The sequence below is a fragment of the Nostoc favosum CHAB5714 genome (assembly GCF_020829495.1).
Classification (GTDB): domain Bacteria; phylum Cyanobacteriota; class Cyanobacteriia; order Cyanobacteriales; family Nostocaceae; genus Nostoc; species Nostoc favosum.
Genome location: NZ_JAIVFQ010000115.1, coordinates 1 through 18,876 on the forward strand (window position 1 = coordinate 1; position 18,876 = coordinate 18,876).

The window sequence follows — 18,876 nt, forward strand, 5'->3', positions numbered from 1 at the left end:
TTATTGAATTCGGGTGGTCGTTTATTGAATTCGGGTGGTCGTTTATTGAATTCGGGTGGTCGTTTATTGAATTCGGGTGGTCGTTTATTGAATTCGGGTGGTCGTTTATTGAATTCGGGTGGTCGTTCATTGAATTCAAGCAGTGGTTAGGGTGGGGTAAAACCCAATACAGTTCAGTTAAGCGTTTCTTTCTTCTCTCAGTGTTCTCTGCGCCTAATAAGGTTCGTTAAAAAAATTAACTATGACAAAGAGTTTTAGCCTTAACCCAAGCGTATTGGGGTAAAACCCAGATTCTTGAACAACTTCAGACTTGTGTGTACACCGTAGCCGCTCTTCGGGAGGGGAGACAAACATTGGTGTCAACTTAAGCTCAAACGCTTATCCCATAGGCGTTTTACCCCACCCCTTAATCCCCTCCCCGCCTGCGGGGAGGGGAAGTTTTGGCTTTAGACAAAACTGGGGTGGGGTGACGCGTCGAGTGATGGGTAAGTGAGTGAACTCAATATCACGTCTTTACAAGGGTTTCACGTTAAGTTGACACCTATGGGAGACAAAGCGACGATTGTCGGGGTGGGGTTCTTCAGGTTTAATAAGGAATCAAGCGGACATGATATGACATCGTAGTAAACTGCGTAGGCAAAAGCTACGCAGTATTGACCTTTGCTCTACAAGTGGGGAGAGTGTTAACTCAGATTATCTTTCACTAAGCGGCATCAAGATTAAACTAGAGCGTACACTTTAGCTTCCCAAGGGAAGATACCTTCTCTGCCTACCCATTCTGATGGAACTATTCGCTCTTGAGTAATTTCCTTCCACTGCTTGCCAACTGAAGTTGCAGGCCAATTCGGGACTCTGTACTCAGAACCAACAGGAGTGCCGTAGTCAGAGAAATTCGCCACTACAACTACTAATTGATCGGCTTTATTACCACGCTGCCAGACTAGAACTCGTTTACCATCATTAAAGTCAACATGAATAAATTGAGTATCATTTACAGCTAAAGCATCGGAAGCCTTACGCAAGCGAACCAACCTCGCAACGTATTGGAAAATGCGTTGCCGCCAATCATCTTTCACGCGGCTGTAGTTAACTGGGTCAATCTGTTTATAATCATCTGTTGTAGGCAAATCCTGCTGATCGGCAAATTCGTCTCCGGCAAGGATCATAGGAATTCCTACAGAGGTAAGCAGGCAGACAAATGCTAACTTAATGCGCGGTTCTGTATGAGCAATTCCATTACTAACAAGGTAGTTGAAGAAACGTTCGTTACCATAACCGCCAACATCATGGGAAGTTATATAGTTTACCGCCTGAGAACCATCTGTAAAGCCTAAGTTTCGGCAATCAATTAGTTTGCGGATACTCCATTCAAAGCTGGGTTCATCCCAGGCATTCTTACCTAAAATCACCTGTCGGATGATTTGCTTGAACTTTTCATTCCAAAGTCCATCTAAACGATTTTGTTGGATGAGAGATAAGGGTACACTCAATTCTTCGCCAACTACGAGGAAGCGATCGCCGGTTCCACCTCTTTTATCCCAAAGGGTGCGGGCAAAATCCTTAAATTCTTGCAAAAAGTCATAGTTGGCAACATTGTTGACGCTATCCAACCGCAGACCATCAACTCGATAGTATTCCAACCAGTGGGCAATATGGGCTTTTAAGTATTCACGGGCTGGGACAAGCCATGACTTTTGCCCAGTAATAGGGTTATAGCCCTCTACCCAATAGTTGTACTTAAATAAATCCCCACCAAAGCCATCTCTTGACCCTTGTTCTGGATCACCACTGGCCCATTTGATGTAAAATTCCAAAAAATTAACGTTGTGGTAAGGATTATTCCGCGAGAATGCCATTACCACATCCACAAAAAAGCGCAACCCTTGCTGATGACAGACTTTGATCAGATTAGCTAAATCAGTCGAAGCAGTAGGTGCTGACTGGCTATCTGGGCGTCCTAAGTCAAAATCTGCTGCAAAATAATTTGCTGTACCATAGCCCCAATTGAGATTATCATCACTGTCTTCTGGTGGCAGAAGTTCTAGGGCGTTGATTCCCAGTTCCACAATATGAGCGCGGTTATTCAAGGCGCTGAGTATGGGAAAATTCGGAGCGATCGCTTCTGGTATCAACAGTGCTAGTACGTCACGAAATGTGCCGATTCCTTCTTCAATTAATCCATTTGAGTTAATCTTTGTCCAACGGGTTGGTAATTCGTAAATCACCAGTTGATTATTGGTTGGCAGCGTTTCTAAAGGAGCATCGCCTTCCCAATTTACAGTTTGCCCTTGGGGATCACAGGGAATCAGCGTTTTATTTTGATAAAGCACGACGCCTGCTGGATCGAAGCTAGTAACGCCTCCCAATTCTGACGGTGTTGGTGCAAGTAAGCGTCGATCCACAGTCGTCGCTGTTGGATCTGTACAGTAGAGAATTTGGTTAGCATTGGCAGAGTCGTAAGGGTCTGAGTTGCGGACTTTAAACCAGTAAAAGTAGACCTGTCCTTCAATCAGACCACATTCTTGAGCCGAAACTTCCCACAATTCTGGAAATTCTGTTGATTGACGAAGTGAAATTTCTCTGAATTGAGCTAATCTGTCTGGGCTTTCGGGAGCAGTGTTGCCAATGTAGAGAGTGGGAGCTAGTTCTGAAGCACCGGGACGCCACAAGACAAAATGAGTTTTTTTGCGCTTCAATAAATCAATAGGCATTACAAAAACCTCTGGGTGAGCAAAGTTCAGTTATCAAGTTCTTACACAACAATCGAGTGTTATCTGTCAATATTAGGCAGTGGATTGAGTATTTTCTGGTAAATTAGTAAGTTAACTGTATATAGCGGTTCTCGTTTACGTGAGGTACACCCGTAGGGGCTTGTCTTTGCCCATAGGTGTCAACTTAACGTGAAACCCTTGCAATGACGTTATATCAAGCCTACTCAATTACTAATTATGCCCTCGCAACCCCACCCCTTAATCCCCTCCCCGCAGGCGGGGAGGGGAGACAAAGCATAGCTTTGGCGGGGTGGGGTAAAAGGCCTATGGGATAAGCGTTTGAGCTTAAGTTGACACCAATGGGCAGTGCCGTGCCCCTACACCTCGTGATGTAATGTTGTACCGCATCTGAATGGGAACGGCTATATATCAAGGTATCGGTATTTCCTACTATTGGCTTTCATCGCCAACTTAAAAGACATTCAATTCTCAAAATTTTTGGGGTTTTGAAAATTACATTTCGAGTTTTTCTGCATATTTCTGATTAAACCAGAGAATGAGTGTGTGGGGTTTAAACAAAAGAGGAAGGCGCGTTTTATGACAACTCAAACACTGGGACTCGAACAAAACCTTTATGACTATTTACTATCAGTCTCTCTCCGAGAACCGGAAATTTTAACCCAACTGAGGCAAGAAACAGTCCAGCATCCAATAGGGAGGATGCAAATTGCTCCCGAACAGGGGCAATTTTTGGCGTTACTGGTGCAGTTGTTGGGAGCTAAGAAAACTTTGGAAATTGGGGTATTTACAGGTTATAGTTCCCTGGTGGTGGCATTGGCGCTACCGAGGGACGGTAAGGTGGTAGCCTGTGATGTGAGTGAGGAATTTACGACGATCGCTCGGCGCTATTGGCAGCAAGCAGGAGTGGCGGATAAAATTCAACTGCACATAGCCCCAGCTTTGGAGACTTTGGATCGGCTACTGGCAAAGGGAGAGACAGAAACCTTTGATTTTGCTTTCATCGATGCAGATAAGAGCAATTATGATGGTTATTATGAGCGATCGCTACAATTAGTGCGTCCGGGAGGACTGATTGCGATCGATAATGTCCTCTGGTCTGGTAAGGTTGCCGACCCCGAAGTGCAAGATAATAGAACTAAAAAGATTCGTGCCTTTAATCAAAAGCTGCATCAAGACCAGCGAGTTAGTCTTAGTTTAGTAGCGATCGCAGATGGCTTGACTCTGGCACTGAAGAAGTAATGTCTCTGAATCCCCATTTCTCTATTTGTTAGGGACGCAGAAGTGGCTGTAGTGTCGCTTTTACAAAAAATTGTGGTTTCATAAGTTACTTTCATCTGTAATCCTTGGGAAGAAGACCATTTGCAGCAGCTGACTTTTCCCACTAAAATCCACTTTTGCTACTCTCATGTGTCACACTAATAATTTTCTTTATTTGAAGATTAATTATGGAGTAAAAAACTGTATCAGTAGATTTTTCTTTTTTAAATATTTATTCGGGTGTATATTATTACTATATCAAAGTGAAGAAATGCCTCTACTAACTGTTTAACCTTTAATATTAATATCCGTGGAAGATATTCTGCAAGCAGTAGAAAGAATTTTGCAAGACAAGCCTCTTGCTTCCATTCAATGGTTTGTGCTCTATCAATCGTGGTTGGGCAAAACTTACGAGGAAATGGCAGAGGTATCAGGCTACCGCAACAATTACATCAAGGAAGTTGGCTCTGAGTTGTGGCAAGACCTTTCCGTTGCACTTGGAAAAAAAATAACGAAAAAAAATCTGCATTTAGCCTTGGAGAAATACCTGCAAGAAAAGATAGGTGATCAGGAAAATCAGAGCCAAGAAAACTTGGGCGAAGAATCTAGCTTAGAAATGGTTTCTCCAGACTTGTCTTCAGCAAGCAAGATCGAATTTCCAAGCGGCCCTGTACCACTGGGTTCTCCTCTTTACATCAATCGCCCTCCCCTGGAAGAACTTGTTTCTACCGAGATTTTACACCCTGGTTGCTTAATCCGAATCAAAGCACCTAGAAAAACGGGAAAAAGTTCACTCCTGAACAGGATGATTGCTTATGCTAGAAAGCAAGGTTATCAAATTGTTTATTTGGACTTTCAAGAAGCTGACGAAGACATTTTTGTTTCTCTGGATAAATTTTTGCGTTGGTTTTGTGTCAATGTCAGCAGGCAGTTAGATCTCCTTCCCTGTCTAGATGATTTTTGGGATACGGAAATGGGCAGCAAGGTAAGCTGCAAAATCTATTTTGAAGCATATCTGCTGCAATACATTAATCAAAGTCCTGTAGTTTTGGCTTTGAATGAAGTCCATCGAGTTTTTGAACATCCTAATATTGCCCAAGACTTTCTGCCAATGCTGCGATTTTGGCATGAACAAGCAAAGCAGGATCAAATCTGGCAAAAACTACGAATGGTGGTAGTTCACACCACAGAAATTTATATTCCACTCAAGCTAAACCAATCGCCTTTCAATGTCGGGATAACAATTACCTTGCCGCCGTTTACCCTCAATCAGGTACAGAATTTAGCATTAGCTTACGGGTTACATTGGGCAGCAGATTCCGAAGGTGCAAAACGCCTTGCACCCTTACAAACAATGGTAGGAGGACATCCCTATTTGGTGAGCCTTGCGCTTTATCATCTATGTCAAGAAGAAATAACATTCGAGGTGTTACTAGAAAGCGCATCTACACAAGTGGGAATTTACAGTCAGCATTTACGAGAACTGTTGAGCTTACTCCAAAAAGAACCAGAATTAATGTCAGCTATGGAAAAGGTAATTGCAACAGATGAAAAAGTGGAACTAGACGCGATCGCTGCTTACAAGCTAGAAAGTATGGGTTTGGTTCAACTAAACGGCAATCAAGCTCACACAAGGTGTGAGTTATATCGCTTTTATTTTAGCCAACAACTAGGACGCTCAGGGGAATAATAGTTCTGGTAAACTGTTGAAACACAGATAATTAAAATACTTGTTCTCGCTATTAATATGAATTTTATCAATTATCCCGATCCAAATTCATTTATTAAAAACGAGAACTAATTTAAAATTTTAAATAAAATGGACAATTATCGATACCAAGTCGGTGGAACCCTCACCAGTGACGCTCCTAGCTATGTTGAGCGCAGAGCGGATGTGGAACTTTACGAAGCCTTGAAGCAGGGTGAATTTTGCTACATCCTGAGCAGTAGGCAAATGGGCAAATCCTCACTTATGGTAAAAACAAAGCATCGCTTCCAACAAGAGGGCTTTAAATGCGCCACCGTTGATATGACTAATATCGGTTGTGAAAATATAACTCCAGAGCAATGGTATAAGGGAGTGGTAGGTGATTTATGGTTAGGTTTTAAACTGTTAGGTAAAGTTAATTTAAAAAGCTGGTGGCAAGAACAAAATGATATTTCTTTAGTTCAGAAACTTAGCCGATTTATTTCGGAAATTCTGTTAGCTCAGTTTCCTAACGAAAGACTATTTATTTTTATTGATGAAATTGATAGTGTTCTCAGCCTCGATTTCTCTGTTGATGACTTTTTTAGCTTGATTCGCTTCTGTTATAACCAACGAGCAATTGATCCAGAGTATCATCGGATTACATTTGCAATCTTCGGTGTTACAACACCTTCAGACTTAATTCGATATCGAAATAATACTACCCCGTTTAATATTGGTAAAGCCATCCAAGTAAATGGTTTCACATTTCAAGAAGCTCAAACACTATCTTTGGGGCTGAATATTAAAGATAATCACCCTCAGAAAGTTTTGAAAGAAGTAATAGCTTGGACAGAAGGGCAACCATTTCTTACTCAAAAGCTGTGTCGGCTACTTGTGTGTTTATCTCAAAATGATGTGAGTAGAAAGCTAAAAATGCCCCCTGGCGCAGAAGAATTTTGGATAGAAAATGTGGTGCGATCGCACATCATCGAAAAATGGGAATCACAAGATGAACCAGAGCATTTACGGACAATTCGCGATCGCATCCTTGGAAACGAACAAATTGCCGCCAGATTGCTGGGAATTTATCAACAAATTCTCCAAGGGGTGGAAGTACCAGCTGACGATAGTCGAGAACAGGTAGAACTGTTGCTGTCTGGTTTGGTAATCAAAAAGCAAGGTTTTCTCCAAATCAAAAATCGAATTTATCAAGAAGTTTTCAATTTAGAATGGGTTGGAAAGAAATTAGCTTATTTACGCCCATACTACGAAACCTTCAATGCATGGATAGCCTCAAAAGAAAAGGATGAATCTCGCCTATTGCGGGGACAAGCCTTGATTGATGCTCAAACTTGGGCAAATGGCAAAAGCTTGAGCAACTTAGATTATCGATTTTTAGCTGCTAGTGAAGAATTAGATCGGCGAGAAATGCAGCAAGCATTAGAAGCTGAACGCGCCAAAGAAACTGAAGTACGACTTGCAGAACAACAAAAAAGGCTGACTCAACAAAAGAAAACTGCCACAATAGTGACACTTTTGCTCGTGGGTATGACAATCAAGTTGGTGATTTCTATAGTGTGGGGAGTGTCGCTTTTACGAAAGATTGATGCTTTAGAATCACAGTTAAAATGTAGCCAGATATGGCATCAAGGGAAAGGAATAACTGCAAATCCTCGATTAGGTAGATGCTGAGGCGAATTTGAGATTTTAGAATTTGGATCAAGCTAAAAAACATGGTAGAGAAACGCAGGTCTGGCCAAAACTGCCGATGATGTGAGTTAAAATCCTGATATCTTCAATAACTACTCACGCAGACAGCCCCGGAAAAAGCGATGTCTACGACGGGCTGCGCCTACGCTCATGTATGAAGGTTGATGAGCGTGCGATAAGTTAACATGAGTTTGACGAAACTAAAAAAGTGAGAGGGTAAGACTTATAAGTTTATATCTTATACCGTTTCTTTGTGAAGCTGCATATATTTACCCCCCGGCTACGCCGTCCCCCCTTATCAAGGGGGGACTACAGGGGGGTCTTATTATGTGCATCTTCATGCAGAATTGGTATTACGAGTTTTGTTATCAACCCTAATAATTAAGAGGATGAAGCAATTGAGTAACCTAGATAGAGTTTTAGATGCCGCAATGGAGCTAACTTTAGAGCAACAAGAAATGCTGGTACAAATTCTCAAAAACCGAATTATTGAAAGTCGGCGAGATGAAATTGCCTCAGATGCAGCAGCTTCCATTGCTGAATTCCAAGCAGGTAGGCTCAAAGTCCAGACTGCTGCCGAAGCAATTCAAGAATTACGGGAATATCTCAATAACCCAAGTGCAGCCGATGTATAAGTTGGTTATCACGAGCAAATTTAAAAGAACTTTCCGAAAATTTGCTCGTCGTAATGCTGATTTGCAGGCCAGAATAGAAGAAACTATTGCTGCTATGGAGAATGATATATTTGCAGCTAACTTGGGCACTCACAAGCTAGAGGGAAAGTTATTAGGGTTGTTTTCATGCTCTTGTGGATATGATTGTCGCATTGTTTTCTCACTGAAAACCGATGACGAGAGTGAGGAACAAGTTGTTCTTTTGCTAGACATTGGTACTCATGACGATGTTTATTAGCTCAATACAAGTAAGATTGCTAATTTTATCGTAACTGTCTTATATCATGTCCGTTTGATTACTTATTAAACCCGAAGAACCCCACCCCGCCAAAGCTACGCTTTGTCTCCCCTCCCCGCAAGCGGGGAGGGGATTAAGGGGTGGGGTGCAATGACTGTGGGAATCATAACTAATTATGCGGACATGATATTAAAAGAAAAGCGATGTCTACGACGGGCTGCGCCTACGCTCATGTATGATGATTGACTTAGTGCGATGCTTGCGGCGGGCTGCGCCTACGCACTCCAGAAACGCAGCCCTTCCCAACACTGCAGGTGATGTGAGTTAAAATCCTGATATCTTCAATAACTACTCACGCAGACAGCCCCGGAAAAAGCGATCGCTATGCTTCAGTATCCCCATCTCGAACAAGCGCTAAAATATCACTTCGGTTACGACGGATTCCGCCCCGGACAACGGCAAATTATCGAAGATGCGCTGCAAAATCGAGATTTATTGATTGTGATGCCTACGGGTGGGGGAAAATCTCTGTGTTTTCAGTTACCTGCATTAATCAAAAAAGGCTTAACTGTAGTAGTATCGCCATTAATCGCTTTGATGCAAGACCAAGTGGAAGGACTGCGCAACAATAATATTAACGCCACATTTTTAAATAGTAGTCTGAATCCCTATAAGGTGCGATCGCGGGAAGAAGCCATCCTCACCGGCAAAGTTAGATTACTTTACGTCGCCCCAGAACGTCTGTTGAGTGAAAGATTTCTCCCGTTTCTCGATTTAGTTAAAGAAAAAATTGGCATTGCAGCTTTTGCCATTGACGAAGCCCACTGCGTCTCTGAGTGGGGACACGACTTCCGCCCAGAATACCGTCAGATGAAATCTCTGCGGAAACGCTATCCTGATGTCCCTACCCTCGCCCTCACCGCCACAGCAACCGATCGCGTCCGTGCTGATATCATTCAACAACTAGGGCTAAAGCAACCCAGTATCCACATTGCTAGCTTTAACCGCCAAAACCTTTATTACGAAGTTCGTTCTAAAACCAAGTCTGCGTATGCTGAATTATTAGAACTCGTCCGGGAAAGCGAAGGTTCAGCAATTATTTATTGCCTAACGCGCAAAAAAGTTGATGAACTTACCTTTAAATTGCAAAATGATAAAATTTCTGCTTTGTCTTATCATGCCGGATTAACTGATGAAGAACGCAGCAGCAATCAAACTCGATTTATTCGGGATGATGTGCGCGTCATGGTGGCGACAATTGCCTTTGGAATGGGAATTAATAAGCCAGATGTGCGGTTAGTAATTCACTTTGATTTGCCACGTAATTTGGAAAGTTATTATCAAGAATCAGGTAGAGCGGGAAGGGATAGTGAACCCTCACGTTGTACACTTTTTTTCAGTTTCAGTGATATTAAAACCATTGAATGGAGTATTAACCAAAAAACTGACCCCCAAGAACAGTTGATTGCTAAACAACAACTGCGTCAGGTAATTGACTATGCTGAAGGTACTGTTTGTCGGCGGACAATTCAGCTAGGTTATTTTGGGGAACGTTTTCTTGGTAATTGCGGTAACTGCGATAATTGCCGTCATCCCAAACCAATGCAAGACTGGACAATTGAAGCCATGAAGTTTTTATCTTGTGTGGCGCGTTGTAAAGAAAGATTTGGGATGCTGCACATTATTGATGTGTTGCGGGGGGCCAAAAAAGACAAAATTATCCAGTACGAACACGATAAACTTTCTACCTACGGTATTGGCAAAGATAAAAGTGTAGATGAGTGGCGAATGTTGGCGCGATCGCTTTTACATCAAGGGTTGCTAGAACAGACTAGCGATGGTTACTCAGTTTTGAAACTTAACCCCCTCAGTTGGGAAGTAATGCGGCGACAGCGTACAGTTTCCCTTGTTGTTCCCGTAGCACAGAAGGTTACTTGGGAAGAAGGTAGTGAAAAGGCTGCTGAAGCAGAGATATTAATGCAGAGGTTGCGATCGCTCCGTAAACAACTTGCTGATGAACAATCTGTACCACCTTACGTTGTCTTTCAGGATTCTACCCTGAAATTGATGGCACAAGTACAACCTACAACACTAACCGAATTTGGTAAACTTTCGGGCGTAGGCAGTCACAAACTTTCCCAATATGGCGATAAATTCCTCGCAGAAATTCGCGCCTACCGCCAAGAAAAAGGTTTGATAGATTCACCCCAAGTTAGTTTTACACCCTCTGTTAGCTTACCTTCCGACACAGAAATATTCACATTACAATTACATAAACAAGGTTTGAGTGTTAATGAAATTGCCAAAAAACGCAACATTCGCCCCACAACAATTATTCGCCATTTGGCAGATTTGATTGAGAAAAATCAGCCTGTAGATATAAATCAGTTAGTACCTCTTGAACATCAACAAAAAATTTGGCAAGTTTTAGAAGTGCTTGGTGATATCTCTTTAACGCCAATTCGAGAACAACTCGGTGAAAGCTACACTTTTGATGAAATTCGTTTAGTACGGGGTAAGTGGCGGCGCGAAAATCGTAAGTGATTATTAAATTTTATAATTAAAATACAAGAGCAAGATTAAAGGAGTTAGCCAATGAGTCAGATGCTTAATACAGGAGTACGATGGACAATTCACGATGTGAAACTCTTCGCGGAAAATGAAGGGACGCGCTACGAGATAGTTGATGGAGAATTATTTCTGACCAGGGCACCTCATTTTAAACATCAGCAAACTTGTGGTAGAATTTTCCGACAACTTGATGTTTGGTCAGAGTCTACTGGTTTAGGGGAAGCTGTGATCAACCCTGGTGTTTTGTTTTCAGAATCAGATAATGTGATTCCTGATGTGGTCTGGGCTACTAAGGAAACCTTGGCGGTAACATTGGATGAAGCGGGGCATTTAACTGGCGCACCAGATTTAATAGTAGAAGTTTTGTCTGCTAGCCAGGAAGACCTAAGACGGGATAAGGAAGCTAAACTCAAACTTTATTCTTCCAGAGGAGTAAAAGAATATTGGATTGCTGATTGGCGATCGCGTAAACTAGAGGTCTATCGACGCGAACAAAATCAACTTAAATTGGTAGAAACCCTATTTAGTAGCGATATTATAATTTCTCCTTTATTGACTGATTTTAGCTGTACTGTAAACCAGTTTTTTCCTGTTTAAATTTTAGGTTGAATGGAAAAACAAATCTTAAGTAACAGATTAACTAAAGTCCAGGTACTGATTATGGTGATCGCATCTGGTGTCTGTGTTGCTAACGTTTATTATAATCAGCCAATCCTCTAAGATATTGCATCATCTTTTCGAGTCAGTGAAGGCGAAGCGGGCAGCATATCTGTGGTTACGCAAGTGTCATCCTCTGTGCCTATGCGGTTAAAAAGTAATTAATTTAACCACAAAGGCGCAGAGAACACAGAGGTAAGAAGTTAAATGTCTAAAATTGTTATCCACCTTGAACAGGCTAGCCTTAAATAGTATTTTCTTGACAAGCTTAAATTAATTACTATAGGATATTAATTTATATGTATCTCGGTAAAATAAATAATACAAAATAATCATGAGCAATAAAGTTAGCATTTTGATAGCAGCAGTATTGCTTGCAAATTTTACAGCAGTAAAGCCTTCCACTGCGACAGAAAAAAATCCGGCTTTGCTTGCTAATAATATTAGCTTTATAGCTTCGGCTCAAATTAAAATAGCACAAGCTATAGAACCTAGAGTTATTAAGCTTCGTCTAGCAGATTCTGGTGTTTCAGTAGGAAGTGTCTTGTCTTGGGGATTTGCTGGTTTGATTCAAAAAAGATCAACTGATTGGGTACGTTTGGAAATAAGTGATAATCAAGTAAAAGTAGTACATACCACAAGAACAACTAATTGGTTAACTCAGGCTTCTAAATGGTGGGATCATCCTGTCAGGAAAATTGCTTTTAAACCAGATTCTTGTAAAATAGATAACGTGTCAAATCAAGGTGGCTCAGACATAGAAACCCAATTACGAGAGATAAAAAAGCTATATGATTCTAAACTAATAACTGAGCAACAGTATCAAGAATTGCAGCGTAAAGTTATTAATCAGATAAATACAATACCAAACCAACCTACCACTAGTAATTCTGAATGTATTTTATTAGGAGAAAATGCGATAGTAAAACTTAAAGATATGACTTTATTAACTAAAGGAGAATTTAAAATTGAATATTTAGAAGGTAATGAATGGAAATATGCAGCTTTTAGAGTACCAGAAAAAGAATATCAGTAGCAACTTGCAAATAATAAATTTTTTCAAATATAGGCGTTATAGCAATCCTATTTGATAAAGAGTTTTTGGTACATACCTCAAAAGAGAGGTGGCGAAAAAACTAATCATATCCGACTAGTTAAAACCACGTCAAAGAGTGAGCGCGGTATCTCTTGGACTAATGACTTAAGTAAACATTAGGCTGCGTTAAAGTCTGTTGTATTGCCAAAATTTAGGTGAGGTAGTTTATCTACCTCACCTAAATTTTAAAATAATTTACTGGCAAATAGTTCATCAATTCGGAGAACAATTAGGACAGAAATTAGGACTAAATTTACAGAATTGGCTGCCTGTCAATGCATAAGCTGTACAATAAGGAAAACTGGTAAGTTCCACTTTAGCTATTTGTGATTTTGAACCATTTGGCAACATTTCAGTAAGTTTGGTTTTCTCAGCCAGAAAAAGAGCTAAAAGCTTAGGCAACGCCATGCAAGCAGCAATGTTGAGCAGCGTTAGCAGTATAGCGTCTATCAAATTCATAGGTAATCATCTCCTGTGAAACGTAGGCGTAGGCGTAGCCCGTCGTAGACATCGCTGTTATTAGCTGCAAACATAATCATTGCTTGCAGTCTATGTAAATTAACTTTAACATAAATTTTTGTAAATATAAACGTGGAATTCCTGGAATTATCATACACAGAGAAGAATGTGGATAATAAGGACAGTTATTGTAGCGTAATAACAAAATAAGCTAAGAATTACGATTAGTTTACGATATTTAGGTAAGGTGTTATGTCAAAAACCCAAACCGCATCTTCTTTTTTATCTAACATCAGTGAACAAGAACGCCAGGCATTAAAGCGGTTGGTAGATTACACAAATGTGGAATCACTGCCAGAAATTTGGCCTTTGGCATCTGAGCGATTTGGTGATGTTGTCGCCCTCCGCAACCCTCATGCTAAACCAGAAGTAGCGATTACTTATACCCAGTTGGCAGAGCAAATGCGACTATTTGCTGCTGGGTTGCAGGCGTTGGGAGTAAAGGTAGGCGATCGCATTTCCTTAATTTCTGACAACAGTCCTCGTTGGTTTATTGCCGATCAAGGCATAATGACTGCTGGCGGAGTTGATGCGGTACGTAGCTCCCAAGCGGAAAAAGAAGAACTGCTGTTTATCATCGCTAATAGTGGCAGCACGGCAATAGTAGTTGAGGATTTAAAGACACTTAAAAAACTGCAAGACCGCCTCAAAGATTTACCAATTCAGGTGGTAATATTACTTTCGGATGAAGCACCACCGACAGACGAAACCCTAAAGGTGCTGAACTTTGCCCAGTTGCTCGAAATTGGGAAAAATCATAATTTTGTGCCAGTCAAGCAAAATCGTGATGCTCTAGCAACCCTAATTTACACCTCTGGCACCACAGGTAAACCCAAGGGTGTAATGCTGTCTTATAACAACTTGATGCACCAAGTACTCACTTTCAGGACAGTAGTGCAACCAAACGCTGGCGATATCGTTCTCAGTATCTTACCTTCCTGGCACAGCTACGAACGAACTGTTGAATATTACCTACTATCTCAAGGTTGCACGCAAGTTTATACCAACTTGCGCTCGGTAAAAGCCGATTTGAGACAATTTAAACCCAACTATATGGTGGGTGTACCCCGGCTGTGGGAATCGATTTATGAAGGAGTGCAAAAGCAGTTCCGTGAACAACCAGCCAAAAAGCAACGCCTAATTAACTTTTTATTGGGCAATAGCGAGAAATATATCAAAGCGCGGCGAGTTGCTCAAGGATTGAGTTTAAATAATCTTCATGCTTCAGCCGTCGAACGATTAGCAGCTAAAATACAAGCATCTGCTTTATTACCCCTCCATGCCTTGGGAGAACGACTGGTTTATGCCAAAGTGCGAGAAGCCACAGGAGGACAAGTCAAGCAGATGATTAGCGGCGGCGGTGCGCTTCCCAGACACATAGATAATTTCTTTGAAATTATTGGTGTGCAGATTTTGCAAGGTTATGGCTTGACAGAAACTTCTCCTGTTACCCATGTGCGGCGTCCTTGGCGAAATTTGATTGGTGCATCAGGGCAACCACTTCCAGCTACAGAAGCTAAAATCGTAGATCCTGAAACAAAAGCGCCTCTACCAGTAGAGAAGCGAGGCTTGGTATTGTTGAGGGGACCACAGATTATGCAAGGCTATTACCAAAATCCCGAAGCGACAGCGAAAGCAATTGACGCTGAAGGTTGGTTTGATAGCGGCGATTTGGGTTGGCTAACACCACAAGACGACTTGGTGCTAACAGGCAGAGCAAAGGATACGATTGTATTGACTAACGGGGAAAACATCGAGCCACAGCCGATCGAAGATGTGTGTTTGCGATCGCCATACATCGATCAAATTATGCTCGTCGGCCAAGATCAGCGCAGCCTGGGAGCCTTAATTGTCCCCAATGTCGAAGCCTTAGAAAAATGGGCAGCAAGTCAGAATTTGACACTGGATACCCAGAATGATCAGGTTGCTTCTTCACCTAGTCAAAAAATTGACTTCGAGAGTAGAATAATCCAGGATTTATTTCGGCAAGAATTGAATCGGGAAGTGCAAAATCGTCCAGGTTATCGACCGGATGACCGCATTGGAACGTTTAAACTGATTCTGGAACCGTTTTCCATCGAAAATGGCTTGATGACACAAACACTGAAAGTTCGACGACACGTCGTTACGGAACGCTATCACGATATTATTGACGGCATGTTTGCCTGATGATTCCACCTCCCAACTAGTAAGAGTGAACGTGAAATATTTATGGATGTCTCCAAATCTAACTTGCTCCTGAAACGTGTTGTTAACGTCAAAGTCATTGTGACTCCCCTCTGGAAAGAGGAAGTACAACAGCAGCTGCAAACGCAAATCAATCAACTTGATCAGCAACTGCAACAGCTAGACGTAGAAGGACAAAGAGCGATCGCTGCAATTCAAAAGCAGAGTCTGCAACCACCTGGCCCCCAGACCCTCCAACAAATTGACAATATCCAACTCCAAGTCAATCAAAAGAAAAGTGAATTTCTAGAGCAGAAAAATCAATTGCTGCAAAACCTCCAGCAAGTGCAGTTTCTTCAGCAAGATCAGGAAGTCAACCAATTCCAAATGGAAGGCTTTTTCCGGGTAGAGATCGGTGATAACCTGATTAGCAAAATGCAGGTCGAAATCGTTCTGCGCGATGGCGTTGTAGAAGAAATTCGCGGCGACATTTAGAAAGTTATGAGTTATGAGTTATGAGTTATGAGTTTAAATTCCTAACTCCTCACTCCAGTAGAGACGCGATTAATCGCGTCTCTACTCCTGACTGCTCACTCCAGCCCAAACAATTTGCCAGACTGGAGGTGAGCTAACAAAAAGCGATCGCCCGAAAGTAGTCATCTCAACTCGATATTTTATACCAACTGAATCATCACCCCCGTTGATTTGCGTAATCGTCACAAGGGCCTGATTTCGTTGTGGATAAGCTACCTCTACCTTTCGCGTTCCTCCCACTGATCCTATGTCGTCAAAGGCATTCAGGGCGAGGGTAGCAGGATCACTACCTTGTAGAGATGAGTTGAGCTTTTCTAAAGGTATGGTTCTATAATCGGAACGCTCTGAGTATGCCACAACCTCTTGAGACTGATGTATTGTTCTCACCTGCTGGGTTTGTGCATCACTAGTCTCAGCAATCAGTGCAGATTGCTGACTCTGGGTAATATATACTCCAGCGCCAGCAGTGGCAAAGATACCTAGTATCACAATCAAAAAGAATTTAAACTTTGCCGACATAAAAGTAAACAGGAATTTCAAATAGGTTTATGACCAATTTTGAATTCTAGATTGAACTGCATCCCATATCCTCTACCTGTGAGAAGCTCCTGTATCTTAAGCAGTGGTTATGAGGAATATAAATAGCAATCCCATTTAATCTGTGAGAAACTCGTGATGGTTGTTCCAAGTCAACGACTAAAACGAGATCGAGATATTGGCTAACCATTGACGATAGCTCTGTATTATAGACCTCTAAGTTATATTTAGGTTCCTGGAGACGCGATTAATCGCGTCTGTACAGGAGTTAGGAACTCCCCCCTGCTCCCTCATCTCCCCCATGCCCAATTAAAATATAAAATCTCCAGTCCAAAACTCTCCCACCAAGATACAATTCGATCTGATAAAAGCTGTTAAAGTCCATAAACCATTGATTCCCAAACCACCCTATGAGCATTCACGAAGTATTTATGCCGGCGCTGAGTTCCACTATGACGGAAGGCAAAATCGTCTCCTGGGTGAAATCGCCAGGGGACAAAGTGGAAAAAGGCGAAACAGTGGTGGTTGTAGAGTCAGATAAGGCAGATATGGATGTAGAAACCTTTTATGAGGGATTTCTTGCCCATATCATAGTTGAAGCTGGTGAAACTGCCCCGGTAGGATCTGCGATCGCCTTCATCGCCGAAACGGAAGCTGAAATTGAAACTGCCAAATCTCTTGCCAATTCCGGCGGCGCGGCTGCTACTACCTCTTCCCCTGAACCAATCCCCGCGACAGCCACAGCCGCAACACCTGCCTTAGCGTCTCAAAACGGGTCTAACCACAAAGAAGGAAGGCTTGTAGCTTCACCCCGTGCCCGCAAGTTAGCCAAAGAACTCAAAGTTGATTTGACTACACTCCAAGGCACTGGCCCCCACGGTCGCATTGTCGCTGAAGATGTGGAAGCATTGTCTAATAAGGGCAAACAACCCGCCCCTGCCCCAGTTGCCCCACCAGCACCTGTACCAACCAGCGCCCCAGTTGCACCACCAGCACCTCGCACACCAGCACCCACGCCAGCAGTAGCGGCTGTTCCTGGTCAAACCGTGCCTTTAACTACCTTCCAAAATGCCGTTGTGCGGAACATGGTAGCTACCATATCCGTGCCCGTCTTCCGTGTCGGTTATACAATTACCACTGATGGGTTAGACAAACTTTATAAACAAATTAAATCCAAGGGCGTGACAATGACAGCGCTACTGGCGAAAGCTGTAGCGGTAACGTTGCAAAAACACCCATTGTTAAATGCTAGCTACTCAGACCAGGGTATTGTTTATCATTCTGATATCAACATTTCTGTAGCAGTAGCGATGGATGATGGCGGATTAATTACACCTGTGCTGCAAAATGCAGACGCAGTGGATATATATTCTCTATCGCGTACTTGGAAGTCTTTGGTAGAACGTGCCAGGACAAAACAACTACAACCCCAAGAATACAACAGTGGTACTTTTACCCTGTCCAATTTGGGGATGTTTGGCGTAGATAAATTTGATGCGATTTTACCGCCTGGACAAGGTTCAATTTTAGCGATCGGGGCATCCCGTCCGCAAGTGGTAGCAACACCCGACGGTTTATTTGGCGTGCGGCAACAAATGCAAGTAAATATTACTTCTGACCACCGGATTATTTACGGTGCCCATGCTGCGGCGTTCTTGCAAGATTTAGCGAAATTGATTGAGACAAATCCTCAATCTTTGACAATGTAATTTTGAAAAGACACCAAATTTAAATGTTAGCGCTATCAGCGAGCAGCAGTTTTTCGTAGAGTAGCGCTAACAATAAACAATACATACACTTAAATTTTTGATGGACAAGTAAGTTATAATCTCGGTTGCAAGAGTTGTCCCTGGCTCAGTTATAAAATTTGGGTGAAGTATTATTAGATTTTGTCAGAGAGGCTGATTTGATGAATTGGCTAAATACAATAAAAAGTTATACCAATTTAGGAAAATAATGCAACAGATAAACCATTTGTAGAGACGCGATTCATCGCGTCTTCACTTCACCGAAGGATGTGTTGCAATCATTAATTGAATTGGTATTAGAGTTTGCTCTAAACCTTTCGACCAGCTACAAAAAAAGTCAGATTTTCATACCAAGCTCCTTGCTCTGTTGCCTCTGCTTCAATTTTTTGACGATACTCTGCTTTTAATTCTGCCATTAGCTCTGATGAAACCTGTAACAAGGGATTTTCTCTGGGATGAAACCATCCTCCATTCCATTCTCTAGCTTGCTCTAAATTGCGGTAGAAACCCAATTGTTGGGTCTTCACCTCAATATCTTTAAAACCAGCTTCTGCAAGTAGATAATGACATTTGTCTGGAGTGCCTGTTGGCTCATTGATATTTGTCAGCAAAATACCATATTTTTGACACTCCCCATGCGTAAACGCAGGGGATTCCAGCGTCACTGACGTTCCTTGCTTTTACAGGTCTTTCGACCAATAGAAGTAGAGGGAACATCTCGACTGGCGTTACTTCCCGGATGCCCTC

Annotated in this window: 14 protein-coding genes; 11 read left to right on the forward strand and 3 right to left on the reverse strand. The window is 42.1% G+C overall.

Annotated elements, in window-relative coordinates:
- Positions 1–719 precede the first annotated feature (719 nt).
- Complete coding sequence (locus LC586_RS34770; protein ID WP_229490050.1) at positions 720–2,711, reverse strand: alpha-amylase family glycosyl hydrolase; 1,992 nt, start codon at positions 2,709–2,711, stop codon at positions 720–722.
- A gap of 597 nt (positions 2,712–3,308) precedes the next feature.
- Here LC586_RS34770 and LC586_RS34775 point away from each other — a divergent pair.
- The 10 genes from LC586_RS34775 to LC586_RS34820 all read left to right on the forward strand — a co-directional run bounded on the left by LC586_RS34775 (position 3,309) and on the right by LC586_RS34820 (position 15,805).
- Positions 3,309–3,971, forward strand: coding sequence for a class I SAM-dependent methyltransferase (locus LC586_RS34775; protein ID WP_229490051.1), 663 nt, complete (start codon positions 3,309–3,311; stop codon positions 3,969–3,971).
- Positions 3,972–4,299: 328 nt separating this feature from the next.
- Complete coding sequence (locus tag LC586_RS34780; protein WP_229490052.1) at positions 4,300–5,679, forward strand: AAA-like domain-containing protein; 1,380 nt, start codon at positions 4,300–4,302, stop codon at positions 5,677–5,679.
- A 129-nt stretch (positions 5,680–5,808) separates the two neighbouring features.
- Complete coding sequence (locus tag LC586_RS34785; RefSeq protein WP_229490053.1) at positions 5,809–7,371, forward strand: AAA-like domain-containing protein; 1,563 nt, start codon at positions 5,809–5,811, stop codon at positions 7,369–7,371.
- A gap of 407 nt (positions 7,372–7,778) precedes the next feature.
- Positions 7,779–8,024, forward strand: coding sequence for a hypothetical protein (locus LC586_RS34790; protein WP_229490054.1), 246 nt, complete (start codon positions 7,779–7,781; stop codon positions 8,022–8,024).
- Positions 8,017–8,301 (forward strand): type II toxin-antitoxin system RelE/ParE family toxin, encoded by a 285-nt coding sequence (locus LC586_RS34795; protein WP_229490055.1) that lies wholly within the window; start codon positions 8,017–8,019, stop codon positions 8,299–8,301. Before LC586_RS34790 ends, LC586_RS34795 begins: the two co-directional genes overlap by 8 nt.
- 384 nt (positions 8,302–8,685) lie before the next feature.
- Positions 8,686–10,845, forward strand: coding sequence for a DNA helicase RecQ (recQ, locus tag LC586_RS34800; protein WP_229490056.1), 2,160 nt, complete (start codon positions 8,686–8,688; stop codon positions 10,843–10,845).
- A gap of 51 nt (positions 10,846–10,896) precedes the next feature.
- On the forward strand, positions 10,897–11,469 hold the full coding sequence (locus LC586_RS34805) for a Uma2 family endonuclease (RefSeq protein WP_229490057.1): 573 nt from the start codon (positions 10,897–10,899) through the stop codon (positions 11,467–11,469).
- Between the two features lie 394 nt (positions 11,470–11,863).
- Positions 11,864–12,565, forward strand: a complete 702-nt coding sequence (locus LC586_RS34810) for a hypothetical protein (protein WP_229490058.1) — start codon at positions 11,864–11,866, stop codon at positions 12,563–12,565.
- Between the two features lie 771 nt (positions 12,566–13,336).
- On the forward strand, positions 13,337–15,313 hold the full coding sequence (locus tag LC586_RS34815; RefSeq protein ID WP_229490059.1) for an AMP-dependent synthetase/ligase: 1,977 nt from the start codon (positions 13,337–13,339) through the stop codon (positions 15,311–15,313).
- 42 nt (positions 15,314–15,355) lie between these two features.
- A complete protein-coding gene (locus LC586_RS34820) occupies positions 15,356–15,805 on the forward strand; it encodes a YlqD family protein (protein WP_012412623.1) in 450 nt (149 codons plus the stop codon).
- An 81-nt stretch (positions 15,806–15,886) separates the two neighbouring features.
- Here LC586_RS34820 and LC586_RS34825 read toward each other — a convergent pair whose 3' ends face one another.
- Positions 15,887–16,363 (reverse strand): hypothetical protein, encoded by a 477-nt coding sequence (locus LC586_RS34825; protein ID WP_229490060.1) that lies wholly within the window; start codon positions 16,361–16,363, stop codon positions 15,887–15,889.
- Positions 16,364–16,791: 428 nt separating this feature from the next.
- Here LC586_RS34825 and LC586_RS34830 point away from each other — a divergent pair, with 428 nt between their 5' ends.
- Positions 16,792–18,090, forward strand: a complete 1,299-nt coding sequence (locus LC586_RS34830; RefSeq protein ID WP_229490061.1) for a dihydrolipoamide acetyltransferase family protein — start codon at positions 16,792–16,794, stop codon at positions 18,088–18,090.
- 347 nt (positions 18,091–18,437) lie between these two features.
- On the opposite strand, the gene LC586_RS34835 is transcribed toward LC586_RS34830, so the two are convergent.
- Complete coding sequence (locus LC586_RS34835; protein WP_229490062.1) at positions 18,438–18,794, reverse strand: hypothetical protein; 357 nt, start codon at positions 18,792–18,794, stop codon at positions 18,438–18,440.
- Positions 18,795–18,876: the final 82 nt, after the last annotated feature.